Annotated in this window: 17 protein-coding genes; 7 read left to right on the top strand and 10 right to left on the bottom strand. The window is 50.5% G+C overall.

Features of this window, described 5'->3' with window-relative positions; genetic code table 11:
• Nucleotides 1-560: 560 nt before the first annotated feature.
• The 5 genes from NFS22_RS21660 to NFS22_RS21640 form a co-directional block, all read right to left on the bottom strand.
• Nucleotides 561-1,067: a hypothetical protein gene (locus NFS22_RS21660; RefSeq protein WP_251319754.1), complete on the bottom strand. Its 507-nt coding sequence runs from the start codon at nt 1,065-1,067 to the stop codon at nt 561-563.
• On the bottom strand, nt 1,064-1,624 hold the full coding sequence (locus NFS22_RS21655; protein WP_251319753.1) for an RNA polymerase sigma factor: 561 nt from the start codon (nt 1,622-1,624) through the stop codon (nt 1,064-1,066). Before NFS22_RS21655 ends, NFS22_RS21660 begins: the two co-directional genes overlap by 4 nt.
• A gap of 150 nt (nt 1,625-1,774) precedes the next feature.
• Nucleotides 1,775-2,683 carry a hypothetical protein gene (locus tag NFS22_RS21650; RefSeq protein WP_251319752.1) on the bottom strand — a complete coding sequence of 303 codons (909 nt, stop codon included), beginning with the start codon at nt 2,681-2,683 and terminating at the stop codon, nt 1,775-1,777.
• A complete protein-coding gene (locus tag NFS22_RS21645) occupies nt 2,680-3,237 on the bottom strand; it encodes an RNA polymerase sigma factor (protein WP_251319751.1) in 558 nt (185 codons plus the stop codon). Before NFS22_RS21645 ends, NFS22_RS21650 begins: the two co-directional genes overlap by 4 nt.
• Before the next feature lie 141 nt (nt 3,238-3,378).
• On the bottom strand, nt 3,379-3,828 hold the full coding sequence (locus NFS22_RS21640) for a hypothetical protein (RefSeq protein ID WP_251319750.1): 450 nt from the start codon (nt 3,826-3,828) through the stop codon (nt 3,379-3,381).
• 132 nt (nt 3,829-3,960) lie between these two features.
• On the opposite strand from NFS22_RS21640, the gene NFS22_RS21635 reads away from it, so the two are divergent.
• The 7 genes from NFS22_RS21635 to NFS22_RS21605 all read left to right on the top strand — a co-directional run bounded on the left by NFS22_RS21635 (nt 3,961) and on the right by NFS22_RS21605 (nt 8,974).
• Nucleotides 3,961-4,308, top strand: coding sequence for a helix-turn-helix domain-containing protein (locus NFS22_RS21635; protein WP_016323186.1), 348 nt, complete (start codon nt 3,961-3,963; stop codon nt 4,306-4,308).
• A gap of 112 nt (nt 4,309-4,420) precedes the next feature.
• Nucleotides 4,421-4,690, top strand: a complete 270-nt coding sequence (locus NFS22_RS21630; RefSeq protein WP_251319749.1) for a type II toxin-antitoxin system Phd/YefM family antitoxin — start codon at nt 4,421-4,423, stop codon at nt 4,688-4,690.
• Nucleotides 4,677-4,988, top strand: coding sequence for a type II toxin-antitoxin system RelE/ParE family toxin (locus NFS22_RS21625; RefSeq protein ID WP_251319748.1), 312 nt, complete (start codon nt 4,677-4,679; stop codon nt 4,986-4,988). Before NFS22_RS21630 ends, NFS22_RS21625 begins: the two co-directional genes overlap by 14 nt.
• A 137-nt stretch (nt 4,989-5,125) precedes the next feature.
• Nucleotides 5,126-5,482, top strand: a complete 357-nt coding sequence (locus tag NFS22_RS21620; protein ID WP_251319747.1) for a BlaI/MecI/CopY family transcriptional regulator — start codon at nt 5,126-5,128, stop codon at nt 5,480-5,482.
• An 8-nt stretch (nt 5,483-5,490) separates the two neighbouring features.
• On the top strand, nt 5,491-6,870 hold the full coding sequence (locus NFS22_RS21615) for a M56 family metallopeptidase (RefSeq protein WP_251319746.1): 1,380 nt from the start codon (nt 5,491-5,493) through the stop codon (nt 6,868-6,870).
• Between the two features lie 271 nt (nt 6,871-7,141).
• On the top strand, nt 7,142-8,641 hold the full coding sequence (locus NFS22_RS21610; RefSeq protein WP_251319745.1) for a leucine-rich repeat domain-containing protein: 1,500 nt from the start codon (nt 7,142-7,144) through the stop codon (nt 8,639-8,641).
• Between the two features lie 102 nt (nt 8,642-8,743).
• Complete coding sequence (locus NFS22_RS21605) at nt 8,744-8,974, top strand: hypothetical protein (protein WP_251319744.1); 231 nt, start codon at nt 8,744-8,746, stop codon at nt 8,972-8,974.
• 24 nt (nt 8,975-8,998) lie between these two features.
• Here the strand turns inward: NFS22_RS21605 and NFS22_RS21600 are convergent, their stop codons facing one another.
• The 5 genes from NFS22_RS21600 to NFS22_RS21580 form a co-directional block, all read right to left on the bottom strand.
• The gene (locus NFS22_RS21600) at nt 8,999-9,772 is read right to left on the bottom strand and encodes a hypothetical protein (protein WP_251319743.1); all 774 of its coding nucleotides are present in this window, start codon (nt 9,770-9,772) and stop codon (nt 8,999-9,001) included.
• A 60-nt stretch (nt 9,773-9,832) separates the two neighbouring features.
• A complete protein-coding gene (locus NFS22_RS21595; RefSeq protein ID WP_251319742.1) occupies nt 9,833-10,822 on the bottom strand; it encodes a DUF5050 domain-containing protein in 990 nt (329 codons plus the stop codon).
• An 18-nt stretch (nt 10,823-10,840) separates the two neighbouring features.
• Nucleotides 10,841-12,394 (bottom strand): XAC2610-related protein, encoded by a 1,554-nt coding sequence (locus tag NFS22_RS21590; RefSeq protein ID WP_251319741.1) that lies wholly within the window; start codon nt 12,392-12,394, stop codon nt 10,841-10,843.
• Nucleotides 12,395-12,741: 347 nt separating this feature from the next.
• A complete protein-coding gene (locus NFS22_RS21585; RefSeq protein ID WP_251319740.1) occupies nt 12,742-13,428 on the bottom strand; it encodes a hypothetical protein in 687 nt (228 codons plus the stop codon).
• Nucleotides 13,425-14,033 (bottom strand): DUF434 domain-containing protein (locus NFS22_RS21580; RefSeq protein WP_251319739.1); only part of this gene is annotated, 609 nt, incomplete at its 5' end. The genes NFS22_RS21585 and NFS22_RS21580, both read right to left, overlap by 4 nt.

Below are 14,033 nucleotides of genomic sequence, written 5' to 3'. Positions count from 1 at the left end.
TGCTTGCTTGCTTGCTTGCTTGCTTGCTTGCTTGCTTGCTTGCTTGCTTGCTTGCTTGCTTGCTTGCTTGCTTGCTTAATGGTGGCACAAAACATAGCGTTTGTCAACCCCTTTTCCCACATTTTTACGGAAAATATTCCTAACTCTTATATCGGCTTGTAGCCTGAAAAGTTAAGGCTTGCGGGAATAGTGGTTACAGTTGTAAAAGGCGTTATTATGATAACGATAAAACTGTATTTGCTCCCTCCAGACACTGCTCGCGAATAGGCTTCGACCTGCCTGGGATGATGCTGCTTTGGAACCCGTGGTTCAGAAGCAGCATCATCCCACGTTGGCGGCCTGTAAATGGGTACATCTTCCGCATAGGGAGTGGTGGGACCTTCATCCATTTGGCGTGTCGGGTTCGCTGGGTTCGTCCAGGTCGAAGCCAGGGATGATGGCTCCTGAGATACTATCTGAGTATTGGGTTGAAGAACTACTCTTGTCAGGACGTTGTTCATTTTCCTCTGCTGATGGAACATCAATGGGGGCTTAGATGGACTGGGATCATAAATATGGATTTATTGGGGAGCTAACTCAACACGATATGCATAGACCTTATTTTCATATCCTCTGTCAGCGTCATATTTCTCATAGACACCAAAGCTAACCTCAATGATAGAGCCTACCGGCCATTCAATATCGCTTGTTTGAATTTCGCCATAACCATAGCTTCTTCCATCATCAATCACGATTTCTGTATGGTGTTCTCTAAAAACAACGGTTAATTCTGCGCCAGTCGGGAATATACTGCTATTACCCGTGCCAACTACAACGGATTTGAAACCATCACTTTGCCATTCGGTCAGCTCAACGTTTATAATTTCTAAATGGCCTCCGGTGGTGAGCAGCTCCGACTCATCTTGATGCAAAATAATAACACTTAGGCTGATTATAATACACAAACAAGCCGCTACCACACCCCATTTCAGCCAGCCGCTTTTCTTTTTGCGCTCATAGGTAATTGCTTCCATGATGTACTTATCGTTGACTTTTCCCAGCGCATAGGAAAACTGTGCTGCGTTCATCGCATAACCCCCCTTTCTTCAAAATAGTGCCGCAGTTGTTTTCGGATACGGGTCAGCCGGACGGACACGTTCTTTTCCGATAGGCCCGTCTGCGCCGCAATCTCCCCATAGCTGTCGGAGAACCAGTAACGGCGCATGAGCAGGACGCGGTTCTCCGGGGACAGGGCTTCCAGAAAATCCTCAATCAGCCGGACAAGCTCCTGTTCCTCCAGCTCCCCCTCCACAGTCCGGGGCGAGGCCAGACAGCCTTCCAGCTCCTCCAGAGCCACGGTGTAGCTCCCGCCGCCCCGCTTGGCCGTCCTGTCCCCGTGATACCGCATGAGGGAGAGATTGCGGACAATTTTGCACAGGAAAGCCAGCAGCGGATTGGGCCGGGCCGGCGGGATGGCGTCCCAGGTTCCCAGGTAGGCGTCGTTCACGCACTCCTCCGCGTCCTGACGGCTGTGCAGGATGTTGTAGGACAGGCTGTGGCAGACCTTGCCGTATTTGCCGTCCAGCTCCCGGATCGCCTGCTCCGACCGGGCCAAGAACAGTTCTATGATGGCGTTGTCATCCATCGGTGTATCCCTCCTTTCTGTCCCTCAACTGTCTACTATGGATTTTTCGGAAAATACTACACGCTGCGGCAAATTTTTTTGAGAAATTTTTTAGAGGGCAGTGCGGCCACCCGGCAGGCGATGGTCTGCCGGGTGGGGATAGAAATTCTGTTAATTTGAATATCCTTCAAATGAATATTTTTCAGACCAACTAAAGATCCCTTCATCCATTTGATAATAAGACAGTGTGCCAGGGCCATATATCCATCCATAGCTGGGATAGACCCGCAGATTGAAACGCAAGCCAGTTTTGGTTTCAATCCTCAAAGTTATCGCATCATCTGCAAATGCGGTATGTGCAGCGGGCTTATCTTCTTTGGGAATATTGCTAAACATGATAGCTTGGAAGTCGTCATTCCCGAAACTTGCTAAAGATGTTGTGTGTTCATAGAACTCTGCAATAGCTTCTGCGTCTGTTACAGTGCCGTTGACAACAGCTTCTGTTCCCGGCTTGGATTCTATATGGGCGATAATGGAAATATCTTCGGCTCCATCGACCCCATAGACACGATACAGCTCTGATAATTCCACATTTGTATTACTATCGAACAGACGAAAATTACAAAACAGTGCAGCCATATAGTTTTCTCCATCCCGAACCACATAAACGCCTCTGCATGGAGAAGGGGCATACTGGTACAACTCAATATCTGTCTGTTTTGCAGTTTCCTCATATCCAGCGCCGTCATTGTGTTTCAGATAAGCAAGATGCTCCCCTGCCATTTCAGCAGTAATCTTGTTGGGCAAGCCACAAGATTCAAGCACCGATTCTATATCACAGACCTCATAATAGCATCCATTAAATTCGAGTGCGGCGATGGCCTGCACTATCGAATCCTGACTGCCACCCTTGGGATAAAAGATGGAGATTGCCCCAACTACACATAGGCACAGGCAAGCGGCGATCGTTCCCCATTTCAGCCAACCATTCTTTTTCCGCCGACCGATAGCGGCCTCGCTGCGTTCCAGAATATCGTCATCGACTGCATGGAACGCATGATATAGGTCTATGGTTCTCATAAATACCCCTCTTTCGCAAGTTTGAGCCTGAGTTTCTTCCTGGCCCGGCTGAGGATCACCGAGACATTGTTTTCCGTCAGCCCGTATTGTTCAGCGATAGCGGCCACCGGCTCGGTGAAAAAGTACCGGCGCACGACCACATTTCCATCCCGCTCCGGGAGGCCCCGAACAAAGCGCCGGATGCACTCCTCCAGCTCCCGAACCTCGTACTCCGCCTCCACATCTGTCCCGCCGGCAAGACAGTCCGCCAGTTCATCCAGAACAAGGATGATCTCCCCGCCGCCGCGTTTCTCCGCGCTGCGGGCGTTGAAGCGGTTGACGGACAGATTGCGGGTGATCTTTGCCAGGAACATCCGCAGCACATTGGGCCTCTGAGGCGGCATCGCGTTCCAGGCGTGGAGCCAGGTGTCGTTGACGCACTCCTCGGAGTCCTCCGCGTTGTTCAGAATGTGATCCGCTATGGTGAAGCAGTAGGCCCCGTATTTGCTGGATGTCTCGGATATAGCGTCCGCGTTCTTCTGCCAGTACAGCTCTACAATTTGGCGATCTTCCATGCGATCCCACCTCTCTGTCCTTTTGAAGGTCCCTTCATCTTATAAGACAGCAAAGAACCAGAAAACCTTACAGCAATTTTTCAAAAAAATTTCAACTGCTATTTACGTCTATTGTATCAGACGCAAAATGTGGCGGGAAGTTCATACTTGCACCAGATTTTCTACATGAATCAGGCCCTTTTTCTCTCTTTTCCAGGCGTACTCGGTCAGCTCCCACGCATTGCTGACCGTGTATCGGGCGTAGGCGATGAGGAACTGACTGTTGTCCACCATGTATCGGTTGGCCCGGACGATTGCCAGCTTCCGCGGGACTGTCTCCATCCCTGGCGGATAAAAGGAGCCGTCGAAACCGGCGGGAGTAAAGGACCGCTCCGCTGGATGGTAGGGCCGCAGATAGAACAACAGGATATCCGGGTGCTGCTTCTTCGCCTTCCGGACGGCCTGTGCCGCCAGCAAGTCAAACCTACCATAATTGCCAACCACAAACTGATCCACGCCATCCTCCACGATGCGTGTCTCTATCGCGGCGGACAGGGAGGGGAGGATGCTGTCCGGAGCGTCCCGGTGGCCAATGAAAAAGCAGGTACTCATTTTATCCTCCATCCTGGTCCGTTTTTTCTTCGTAACTATGCCTATAAAGTCGGTTGCACTTATAGGTTATTATAACATAGCCAAGTTGCACTTACAATACAAGTATCTAAAAATTCGGGGGATACTTGCGGTATGATTGACTATAAAACGGTTGGGCTGCGCATTCGTGCGGTACGCCTGGAGAAGAAACTGACGCAGGAGAAGCTGGCGGAGGCCGCTGGGGTAGGGGTCACGCATATCAGCCACATTGAGACCGGCAACAGTATCCCCAGCCTTCAGGTCACGGTGGATATTGTCAACGCACTGGGCTGTTCTATGGACGAGCTGCTGTGCATGGACGTGGAGCAGGCCCGGCCTGTGCGGGACAGCTGGCTGGGGGAGCTGGTAGCGGATTGCAGCGATGAGGAAGTCAAGCTGATCACCGACACCGTTCTTGCGTTAAAAGCCTCCCTGCGTCGGCTGAACATCACGGAGCGGTAGATCTCTTTTCTCTGTGCTTCATCCCGCTGTTTCGGATCGTCCCTTTACGGGCTTGCATATCTATCAGGAAGATGATATACTAAGGGCATAATAATCATAGGGGGGAGCAGATATGACGATCAGACCGTCCACCGCATTGCGCAACGAATATTTGCAGATCTCACTTCTGGCCCGTGAGTCCGGCGAACCGATCTTCATCACCAACAAGGGCGAGGCCGATGGCGTTTATATGAGCATTGAGGCGTATGAGGAGCGGGAGAAGATGCTGGCGCACCGGGCAAGCATCCTGGCGGCGGAGGCGGCGCGTCTGGCGGGGGCGCCGGCTGTCACGCAGGAGGCTCTGGACGCCGAAGTGGAGGCGCTGCTGAATGGCAAGGTATAAGCTGGCATACCTGCATCCGGCAGAGACGGACATCCTGGGAATCGTCCGGTTCCACGCCGAACAGGTTGGCCCGGCGTCCGCCAAGGAGGTCTATCGTTCCATCCGTGAGCAGATCGGACGGCTTCAGGACTTTCCGATGCTGGGGCCGATCCACCCTGACCCGGAGCTGGCGGCGCTGAACTACCGGAAGCTGGTGCTGACCAAGACCTATGTTGCGGTTTACCGGCTCATTGATGATACGGTGACCATCTATCGTGTGGTAAACGGAAAGACAGACTATCCCAAGCTGCTCAAATAGCTAAAGACGTAAAAGTACGGATATCCAGTCGGATATCCGTACTTTTATCTTGACTATAAATATAGTCATTGACAAGTCCTGACGATTATGATAGACTCCTTCTTGACTATGGCCATAGTCAAGAAGGAGTTATTACTATGTCGACAAAATTAACAGACGCTGAATTGAAGGTTATGGATGTATTATGGGGAGAAGGTGAGCTGTCCGCAGTTGAACTGGCAAAAAAAATGAACGCCCGCATTGGCTGGGCGCGCAACACCACATATACGGTTGCCAAGAAGCTGGTTGAGAAAGGAGCGGTGAAACGACGTGACCCGTTTATCTGCCAAGCAGCCATATCCAGGAAATCCGTCCAGCGGGAGGAGGCCACGGAGCTGATCGACAAGCTCTTTGACGGCTCTGCGGAGCTGTTCCTGTCGGCCTACGTCAGTGGGAAGAAGCTGTCCAGCGACGAGATTGACGGCCTGCGGCGGATCGTGGAAAAGCTGAAATGAGGGGGCCTATGGATATTGTTCAAATGAGCGTGCAGGCGGGGGTGCTGATTGCGGCCATCGTGATCGTCCGCGCCATCACGCTGTACCGGCTGCCTAAAGCCAGCTTTCTGGCACTGTGGGGAATTGTCATCGCAAGGCTGCTGATTCCCTTTTCCCTCACGTCGAGGTGGAGCGTTTACAACCTGTTTGCCGGACTTTGGGGACATGAGGACACGACGGTTCCCACTGGCAGCTATGTGACAGTCTGGGGTGGTCAGGCCCAGGTTCCGGCATTGACTGAAGCCGCCCTGTCTATTCCTCCGCTGACTGCCCTGTGGATGGTTGGCGCAGTGGTGCTTGTTGTGGTATTTGCCGTCCTGCTGGCAAAGAATTACCGGGCACTCAGAGCCGCCGTTCCCGTGGAAGACCACGCCGTTATCACGAAATGGCGGGAGGAGTACCGGCTGCTCCGGCCTCTGGCAATCGTCCGCTCTGACAAGGTAAGCTCCCCGGCCTCCATCGGCATCCTGCGGCCGCGCATCATCTTCCCGCAGGGGATGGATTTGGACAATGAGCAGCTGGTTCGCTATATCCTTGTCCATGAATACGTCCATATCCGCCGCTTTGATACGCTGTGGAAGCTGCTGGCTTTGTGCGCGGTGTGCGTCCACTGGTTCAATCCCCTGGTCTGGGTGATGCTGGTTCTTCTCAACCGTGACCTGGAGCTGTCCTGCGATGAAATGGTTCTGCGGCATTTCGGCGGGACAGAGCGGGCGTCCTACGCCCATTCGCTGATCGATATGGCGGAGCGGGGCCGTCCCTTCTCCTTCATGCACAGCTACTTTAGTAAGAACGCCGCAGAAGAAAGGATAATTGCTATTATGAAATACAAGAAAACATCGTTGCTGGCCGTCGTGCTTGCCCTCGCCCTGACCCTCGGCATGGCGACCGGATTTACAACGGGGGCCGTGGCGAAAGAGAGCGATTCTGCCCTGCCGTCCGGCCAGCCCACGGCTTCCGAGGGCAGCAACCAGGAGGCTGGGCCGCAGGATACCGACAGCACTTTGGGCGGCTTGGCGTCGGTGAACCGTGGGGACGAACGCAAATTCACCCCGGAGGAATGGGCTGAGATTCTGAAAAAGGTCGAGGCCGGAGAGATTCTGCTCTTTGAGACAGCGGAAGAGGAGCGGGCGTTTTGGGCGGATGAGGACAACGCTGCCCTCAAGAAATCTTTGCTCTCAAAAGGGAGTAATAGTGTAAAGTGGAAATATCTCCCTATCATAGAAAGCATTCTGGCGGGAGAGGTCGAAGCAGGCACGATGCTGGGAGACGGCGCAGAGTACCAAGTCAAATTGGTTGAGAGCAACGGTATGGAGTACCAGTGGATCTCCGTGAGTGAAGTCTCCTGAGAAAAGGACAAGTATGTTCTTTATGTGAAAAACATCGGGAAAACCAGTGCCGGCTTCTCTATCAGCTACCTCATTCAATAAAGGAAGCAAAGTCCCGCTGGCCCTGCCTGTTTGGTGGAACCGTTTATAGGAGATAAGTCCAAAAGCGCCGCCTGTGTCATAGACATGGGCGGCGCTCTTTTCATCTTTAGGAGCAAACCAGGCTTGAAGTGTTCTCTCAGAACCGCTATAATATGAGAAAATCGACATTATCAGGTATTGAGGAGACTGTATGGGGAATTTATATGCACAATATGCGATTTTTTCTGTAAAAGATGGTAGTTTGATACCAGAATTATTGAAGAAATACACTACCAGCGACGGATATTCCTATTCTGTTCAGTTGAGGGGCGCACAAGCCATTGCACTCGGAAAAGAAACGCTCTCAAAACTTGTTTTACACAATCATATCATAAACCTCTATGTTTCGCCATTCAAAGACGATTTTATTGGCACAGACCAGTTCAATCCGTTTCAATCTTTGCTTAGGCGTCTTCCTGACGGTTGGAATAGCGGCGGATGTGGTGTCGCTATCTTAGACGAATATCAAAGCGGGCTGCTTTATCATGGCATCATGTCAGAAGCGGCCCCAGTAACAGGCGATAAACCGTTTTCTTCCATTGAGGAGACCGGCTGGTGTATCTTCTATACACTAAAAGATGCCAACGATTTCATAGCCAACTTTATTCAAAATGGATTCAAGAAAAATGTTTGTATAGAGGCTCGGTCTGTTGATCCGACCTTGTTCCAATGGATTTATAATACTCTCGGACAAAATCCCGCACTATTTGCGGATATTGAACACATTACGGAATTGAAGGCACAGGATTTTTCAAAAACAACTTCTTCGTTTCCCGAATGGCTTCAACCGACCCCCGGTGATTGGAGCATTCTTGGCGACTTACCACATCTGGAAAAATTAGAATTTCCTCATGTCTGTATTTGGAATTTTTCTTTTTTATTGAAATGCAGACAATTAAAATATCTGGACTTAAGTGCAACAAATTTCTATGAAGGATCATACCTTGAATATTTAGATAACTTGAGAACTTTGGTGCTTCCTCCGTCAGAAATCACTGACTTTTCCTTTTTGAAAAAATGCAGACATCTTGCCACCTTAGATGTTAGCAGGACAAATTTTGCAGATTGTTCTCTGCTATTGGAATTGTCTGAATTAGAAGTGGTAATCTTGCCACCAAAAAGGAATTTACTCCACTATGAGGTCATAGATAGTATTTCTGCAAATGTACGCACAGTCGAGCCGGAAACTGAAGCTGACGTTCCTCCTGCATTGTATCTTTCCAGAAAGAAGCTGCCTTTAGGAGAAAATGGTTTTTATGCACAAGCAATTGTTGTGGATGGCCGAGTGTATCAAGGAAAACTTATCACCAAGGAATTGCTCCAAAAACTTGCAAAGAATATAAAGGCCGGTATGACAAACAGCGTGACAGTTTCTGCGGATGTAGATATGGAAATCGTTACTTTTACCTCTGCCATAAAAGACGGGTGGGCGGCGTTAGCCTTGCAAGATTTTGAAAATGATGTTTATTACCAGTCCTATAACGAAAAGTACAGCCACACGACCGAGTTTGCACCGCCAAAAATTGGCGGACAGTCACCTGTTCTAAAATCGGAAGCGGTAGATGATTTGAGAATAGCTGCGGACGCTGTGGGTCATTTTATAAAATTTGGAAAACTGTCATCTAAAGTCAGGTGGGTTCAAACAGGCTGAACAACCGCTTTGATATTACTCTGTTCGCCAATCTTCCGCACAAGAAAATCCGGCTCAGAGTGCTCTGGACCGGATCACAGTATCATTTCAAGGAGTCCGTCCATGAAAACCGCTGTCCGAATTTTCGTTGATCTCTGCATCGTGGTACCCCTGGTGCTGTTTGCGTTCTTCCAGCTGTACCTTCACACTGGCTTGTGGAAGATGGTGCCCACTGAGAAGGAACAGGGCAAGGCCCTGGTTGCGGCGGTCTTTGGGATGATCGTCACAGGCGTTCCCTGCGCTGTGTGCATCGGTCTCCGGGCTACCGTTCTGCGGAAAAGGCGGGAGCGGTAGATTGCAGAACAGGGCTGCTACTACTCAGGGGACAAATTTTTGATATAGCCCTATCAGGCGATTCTGTAAATCAAGCCCTTGCTGATAAAATGCCAAAAGTTGCTCTGCGCTATATTCTTGCTTAATATGACAATCTGCGTCCCTACTGTTTCCCTCTGCATCAACTTCGCCAAGGCCAAAACGCATACAGTCAACAAAGTTGTTGCTACAATAGTTCGTACACCAGAAACCACTTTTATCCCAAATCGTCTTGCCCTCACTTACTGAAAAAGTCTTAACATTAAGCTCAACGAGTATATCATAATATGCGCTTACCCCAACTTCGTTAAGGTTTTCCTCAAATGGAGCTTGGTGTCGATTACGCTTAGCCAATTCTAATCTAACTGTCTTTAGTTCTTCCTCATACTCACCAGATGTTTGTTCGGCCATAGATGTGTAGGACACTATCGAGGTATATCCATCAAAGCCATAACAGAAACAATACTTTCCGCCGTCTGCGTCTGTCAATATCAAAATCGGTTGATAATAATTCCGATAATAGTATTGTAATGCTTCGTCCTCCGGCTTCTCTTGAGGTGTCAGTACCGACACCTGATAGCCCCAGCTCTCCACTTCTTCCTGATAGAGCGCAACGTCTTTTATTATGGACTGAATAATATTAAATTCGTACTGGCGTTCAGCTTCTCGCTGGGCATCACGTTGGGAGGCCCAAATACCAATAGCGATGATAATTGCATAAAGCGAAATAAATAAGACAATCCATTTTATATAGGAAGTCTTATGCTCTTTCCTGTCCACAGCGTCTTTTCCTCCACAACGATCATCGTGTCGTTTCTGCGCTTATCTGTATGTTGCACATCAGCTTGGCACAGTTTGACTATCTAACAGGCGCAGATCATTCCCGTCCTGCCCCATGACATAGTATCCAGCGTCCACACCTTTTCCAGTAGTAACAATGCGAAATACAAGTGAATTTCCCATTACATGAATATTGGTGCAATTTTCGCGGAGTAAACAAATCATGTTGCTGCCATCCAGATTCATGCGGTATAGGGCACCCTGCTCACTTTGATTTCGGAAAAAAATATGTTCATCAGTTGCATTCATATCCCAGCATTCCATTTCTGTTGGTAGCTGCATGACTTTCCTCTCTTTGTTCAGCTGATAAACGCTGCCACCAGATGCTCCAAAGGTGGTCACATCATTAGAAACAGAGAAGTATATCGCTTCGCTGTTTGAGCAAAGGCATATAATTGGTCTGTCAAACAGGCATTCCTGCTCTGTTCCATCTGGATTGATTTGATAAAGGCCGCCGGCTTCCATGTTGCCCGTAATAAACAAAAACGTATCATCAAACGGAAGAAATCTGCGGACATTAGAGGCAATGGCTGTTGTATGCTCTCCAGCGAGGTCAGATACCACCAGACTGCTCCCTTGCATATAGGCCATGTGGGATTGGCTTACAAACAGATTCCGATATTCTCCCCGCACAAGCGTTTTGAAGTTTGTGCCATCTATATCAATGCGGCAAATTGAACCGGGTAATCCATTTGTAAAATACACCTGATTATCCACGATATTGAGGTTGTAAGCTGCTTTTCGGGAAATCAGCGTAATCTCTCCAGTTTCACTGAGACTATACAGAGCTTCGGCTGCTTCATTTAGGCCCATATAGCAAACGGTGTTTCCATTGGCGGCAACGTATCCGTCCTCAAGAATGTTTCCGCTGATGTTCCCCCACTGATTGCTCCATTCGATTTCTGGCTTTGATGGTGCGTGACAGCCTCCCAAAATGATTATAGTTAAAGATATAATCAAGCTGACAGCCAGGCTCTTTCTCGCATACACAATCAATTTCCCCCATCGTTATGGCTCTCCGTGATAGTCCAAATCGCACCATTTATAGCGTGCCTGCCGCCACGCTTCCTGCCCTTCCGGCTCCTCGCCGGGCCAGGGGAACTCCTCGCGATAGACCTGTTGGAGTTCTCCATTGATCCGATCTTGCACACAGACAATGCTTGGCTCCTCCCACGGTGAGAATGATTCGATCCGCCGCACACAAACCAGCTCTCCGTCCTCCCAGCGGTGGAAGGTGTTGATGCCATCACCGGCTCCGCTGCTGCGTGCCCAGCCGGTGATTACCTGCCGCTCCGGGTCAAATACGGGCTGTGAAATCTCTACAAGAGGCGCACAGTATTGGAATTGACCTTGCACCTCGTCCCACAGCCAGTAATGTCGATAATATGGTTGATTTCCTGCATGAAAGAGATACCCAAAATCTTGAAAGCCGTCAAAATCAGCGTCCACCACATGATGAAACTCCGGTGCGACGCCCATCATAAATTCCTCTGAAAATGTTTGGATGGGCTGCTCCATATCAACCGGGTTCCAGACGGAAAAGGTGATGTCGCGGGCTCCAAATTCATCCTTGTTTTCCATAGCCAGTTCCGCCGTCACCAGCAGCGTGCCCAGCCTGCCGCCTGTGCTCACCAGGAAGGCGTCGTGGGTGTCATCTACGGGCTGCTGTTGGAAAATGTCATAGATTCCGCCCGGCTCGCCGTGGTAGTCCAGGTCGTGCCACGCCGTTTGCGCATCCTGCCAGCCGCCGGACTCCAGAGGGAAATCTTCGTGATAGATCTCCGCCAGTTCACCGGCAACGCGGTCCCGGACAGACATGCGAACCGTATTGGCCGAATCGGAGTCAATCTGAATTTGGCGCACACAGGTGAGATTTCCGTTGATCCATTGGTGGAAGGTATGCAGTCCTGTGCCGCCGGCGCTGCTGCGGTTAAAGCCGTAGATGGTCCCGGTTTCCGCATCCAATTCTGGGACAGAAATTTCGTCGTACTCTGGGACGCCCTCGAATTGCCGGTGTTCTTCGCACCAAATCCAGAGGTGATCGTAATAGGGCTGGTTCCCTCGAAGATAAGTGCAGGTGAAGTCCGCATAGCCATCGAAGTTTGCGTCTATGATGCTCCAGTCCAGGAAGATATTCGTGGCCGCTATGATTGTTTGAAGGGGCTCGTCCATGGCGTCGGGGTCCCAAACGGTAAATCGCACAGTGGCGCGGCAATCCTTGGTGGGGGCTTCCTTGTCCAGCTCCGCCGTCACCAGCAGCGTCCCGAGTTTGCCGCCGGTGTCGATCAGGAAGGCGTCGTGGGTGTCGTCTATGGGCTGCTCCGCCAGCAGCTGTTCGGGGGACGTGGACGATTTTCCGGTCAGTTCCAACGGTATATGAAACCTTGGTCCGTAGATGAAAAGGGAAACGGTAATTGCTTGTTGTTCCTCGCTGATGTAGACACTTGCATATTCTGCATCCAGTTCATCAAGAGTCAGATTCCCGCTGTATTCTGGTACACCACAGGGGAATAGCAGAGGACCGAACCGCTCATATACCTTTGCCGTCCCCTTTTGAAGCATATTTCGGTGATACTCCACCACAAAAGTACGGTGTGTCTGCGGTTCTGTTCCCTCAACATACTCAGGCCATCCACCGTACATCCCCAGACCAAACAGTAGAACTGGCGCTGCAAACACTCCCATAAGCATTACAGCAAGTACGGCGAGTGTCCTTTTTTCTGTATTTTCACGGCCAGCCCACCTGCATAAACGAATAAAGGTCCCGATGCCGGCAGTCAGCATATCCAACACAAGAATGTTTATCCCCAATACTACGAACTTAATATCAAGGAAGAATAGAACCGTAAGTATGGACATTCCAGCTAAAAGAATGCGCCATGATAGTTTCAAAACCTTTTCTTTGCTCATTATGAGGTTGCCTCCACAGTTGTTGTCATCTCCAAGTACAGCAAGAGTTCATCTTTTGTGAAGCACTCGCTGGTTTCCGAAAAGCAACTTCTTTCATCCGTCTGCAAGATGTTGAGGTCGGTCTCTATTTGATGATAGGCAGCTTCGTCAATCTCCTCTCCCTTGGCGGAATAATTGACCGTTCCTGTGCCAGTCCACTGGCCGTTTTCATCATAAACTGCATTATAAGTAAACTCAAAATCCGGTATGGAGTCATCTGTCAGTGGCTCCGAATGCTGATCTATCTGATAATATGCGTTGGCATAGCTTCCTTCGTCCCCACCTCCATTCCACCTGTAAAATGCCGATATAACACCGCAGTGTTCATAGTAGGACATTTCTACGGTAGTTATATGGTCAACCAGACAAACGGCAGAACTGTCCTTTACGGTGTAAATGGAATATCTGTTGTAGTATCTGTCCAGGATCACCAGTTCTGGAACTGCATCGTCATCCAGATATATCAGCGAAAATTCAGCGTTTTTTATATCGCAGTCAGTGATGATGGGGGAATATGCCTGGATGATCTGTTGGACTTCTGCTGGGTGGTCCTGCTCCGGCTCAACACCTTTGTCACATGCTTGGCAGGCGCAGAGCATAAGAGAGGAAAGAGCCAGGAGGAACATTTTCAATACCGCAGTTTTCATAGCAGAACCCCGTTACTGTCCAGTCCATTCAGCCGCAAGACCCACACCTCCGGGACAGCCTCCTCGATGATTCCCCGGTTCAGGTTGTACCAGCTTCCACACTTATCTAAAATGATGGCATCTGTAGTGACCACGTTCTCCAGGCGGGAGAGGACACCGTCCACGCTGGGGTGCAGCTCCACCTGGACCTGGACGCTCCGTTCCGCCGCCTTGTCCAGCAGCAACGCCCGGAGGCGGCCGGAGTTGGACACCTGCCGGTCCAGATACAACAGGGCCTCCTTGACCTCCAGGACTTCCAGTCTATCCAGCAAAAGCTCCACGGCCCGCACCGTCTTGTCCACGATGCGGTAGCTCCCCCGCAGTCCGGCCAGATCCCGGATGGCGCCGTCCATCCCCTCCAGGAGCAGGGAGCCGGACAGGGCCACCTCCAGGGTGATGATGGTGTTGAAGCCGTCCAGCACCAGGGTCTGCGGGGCCTCCCGGAGCCGCTTCCGTTCCCGCTCCTCCAGAGCGGCGCGGGGAGAGGTGATCCGGGCCAGGGCCAGCCGCTGGCGCTCCGAGAGCAGGTGGTGGTTGCCCACGAAGGTGGAGGCGGATTTGGTGTC

Origin of the sequence: Flintibacter muris (assembly GCF_943192995.1) — a bacterium.
GTDB lineage: Bacteria > Bacillota > Clostridia > Oscillospirales > Oscillospiraceae > Lawsonibacter > Lawsonibacter muris.
The sequence above is the reverse complement of the archived record's forward strand: the minus strand, read 5'-3'. Positions and strand labels throughout refer to the sequence as shown.

What these genes read in the sequence shown, in the direction of transcription:
- NFS22_RS21660 (WP_251319754.1), bottom strand. Translation starts at nt 1,067, where the DNA reads ATGAACGCAGCACAGTTTTCCTATGCGCTGGGAAAAGTCAACGATAAG.
- NFS22_RS21655 (WP_251319753.1), bottom strand. Translation starts at nt 1,624, where the DNA reads ATGGATGACAACGCCATCATAGAACTGTTCTTGGCCCGGTCGGAGCAG.
- NFS22_RS21650 (WP_251319752.1), bottom strand. Translation starts at nt 2,683, where the DNA reads ATGAGAACCATAGACCTATATCATGCGTTCCATGCAGTCGATGACGAT.
- NFS22_RS21645 (WP_251319751.1), bottom strand. Translation starts at nt 3,237, where the DNA reads ATGGAAGATCGCCAAATTGTAGAGCTGTACTGGCAGAAGAACGCGGAC.
- NFS22_RS21640 (WP_251319750.1), bottom strand. Translation starts at nt 3,828, where the DNA reads ATGAGTACCTGCTTTTTCATTGGCCACCGGGACGCTCCGGACAGCATC.
- NFS22_RS21635 (WP_016323186.1), top strand. Translation starts at nt 3,961, where the DNA reads ATGATTGACTATAAAACGGTTGGGCTGCGCATTCGTGCGGTACGCCTG.
- NFS22_RS21630 (WP_251319749.1), top strand. Translation starts at nt 4,421, where the DNA reads ATGACGATCAGACCGTCCACCGCATTGCGCAACGAATATTTGCAGATC.
- NFS22_RS21625 (WP_251319748.1), top strand. Translation starts at nt 4,677, where the DNA reads ATGGCAAGGTATAAGCTGGCATACCTGCATCCGGCAGAGACGGACATC.
- NFS22_RS21620 (WP_251319747.1), top strand. Translation starts at nt 5,126, where the DNA reads ATGTCGACAAAATTAACAGACGCTGAATTGAAGGTTATGGATGTATTA.
- NFS22_RS21615 (WP_251319746.1), top strand. Translation starts at nt 5,491, where the DNA reads ATGGATATTGTTCAAATGAGCGTGCAGGCGGGGGTGCTGATTGCGGCC.
- NFS22_RS21610 (WP_251319745.1), top strand. Translation starts at nt 7,142, where the DNA reads ATGGGGAATTTATATGCACAATATGCGATTTTTTCTGTAAAAGATGGT.
- NFS22_RS21605 (WP_251319744.1), top strand. Translation starts at nt 8,744, where the DNA reads ATGAAAACCGCTGTCCGAATTTTCGTTGATCTCTGCATCGTGGTACCC.
- NFS22_RS21590 (WP_251319741.1), bottom strand. Translation starts at nt 12,394, where the DNA reads ATGCTTCAAAAGGGGACGGCAAAGGTATATGAGCGGTTCGGTCCTCTG.
- NFS22_RS21585 (WP_251319740.1), bottom strand. Translation starts at nt 13,428, where the DNA reads ATGAAAACTGCGGTATTGAAAATGTTCCTCCTGGCTCTTTCCTCTCTT.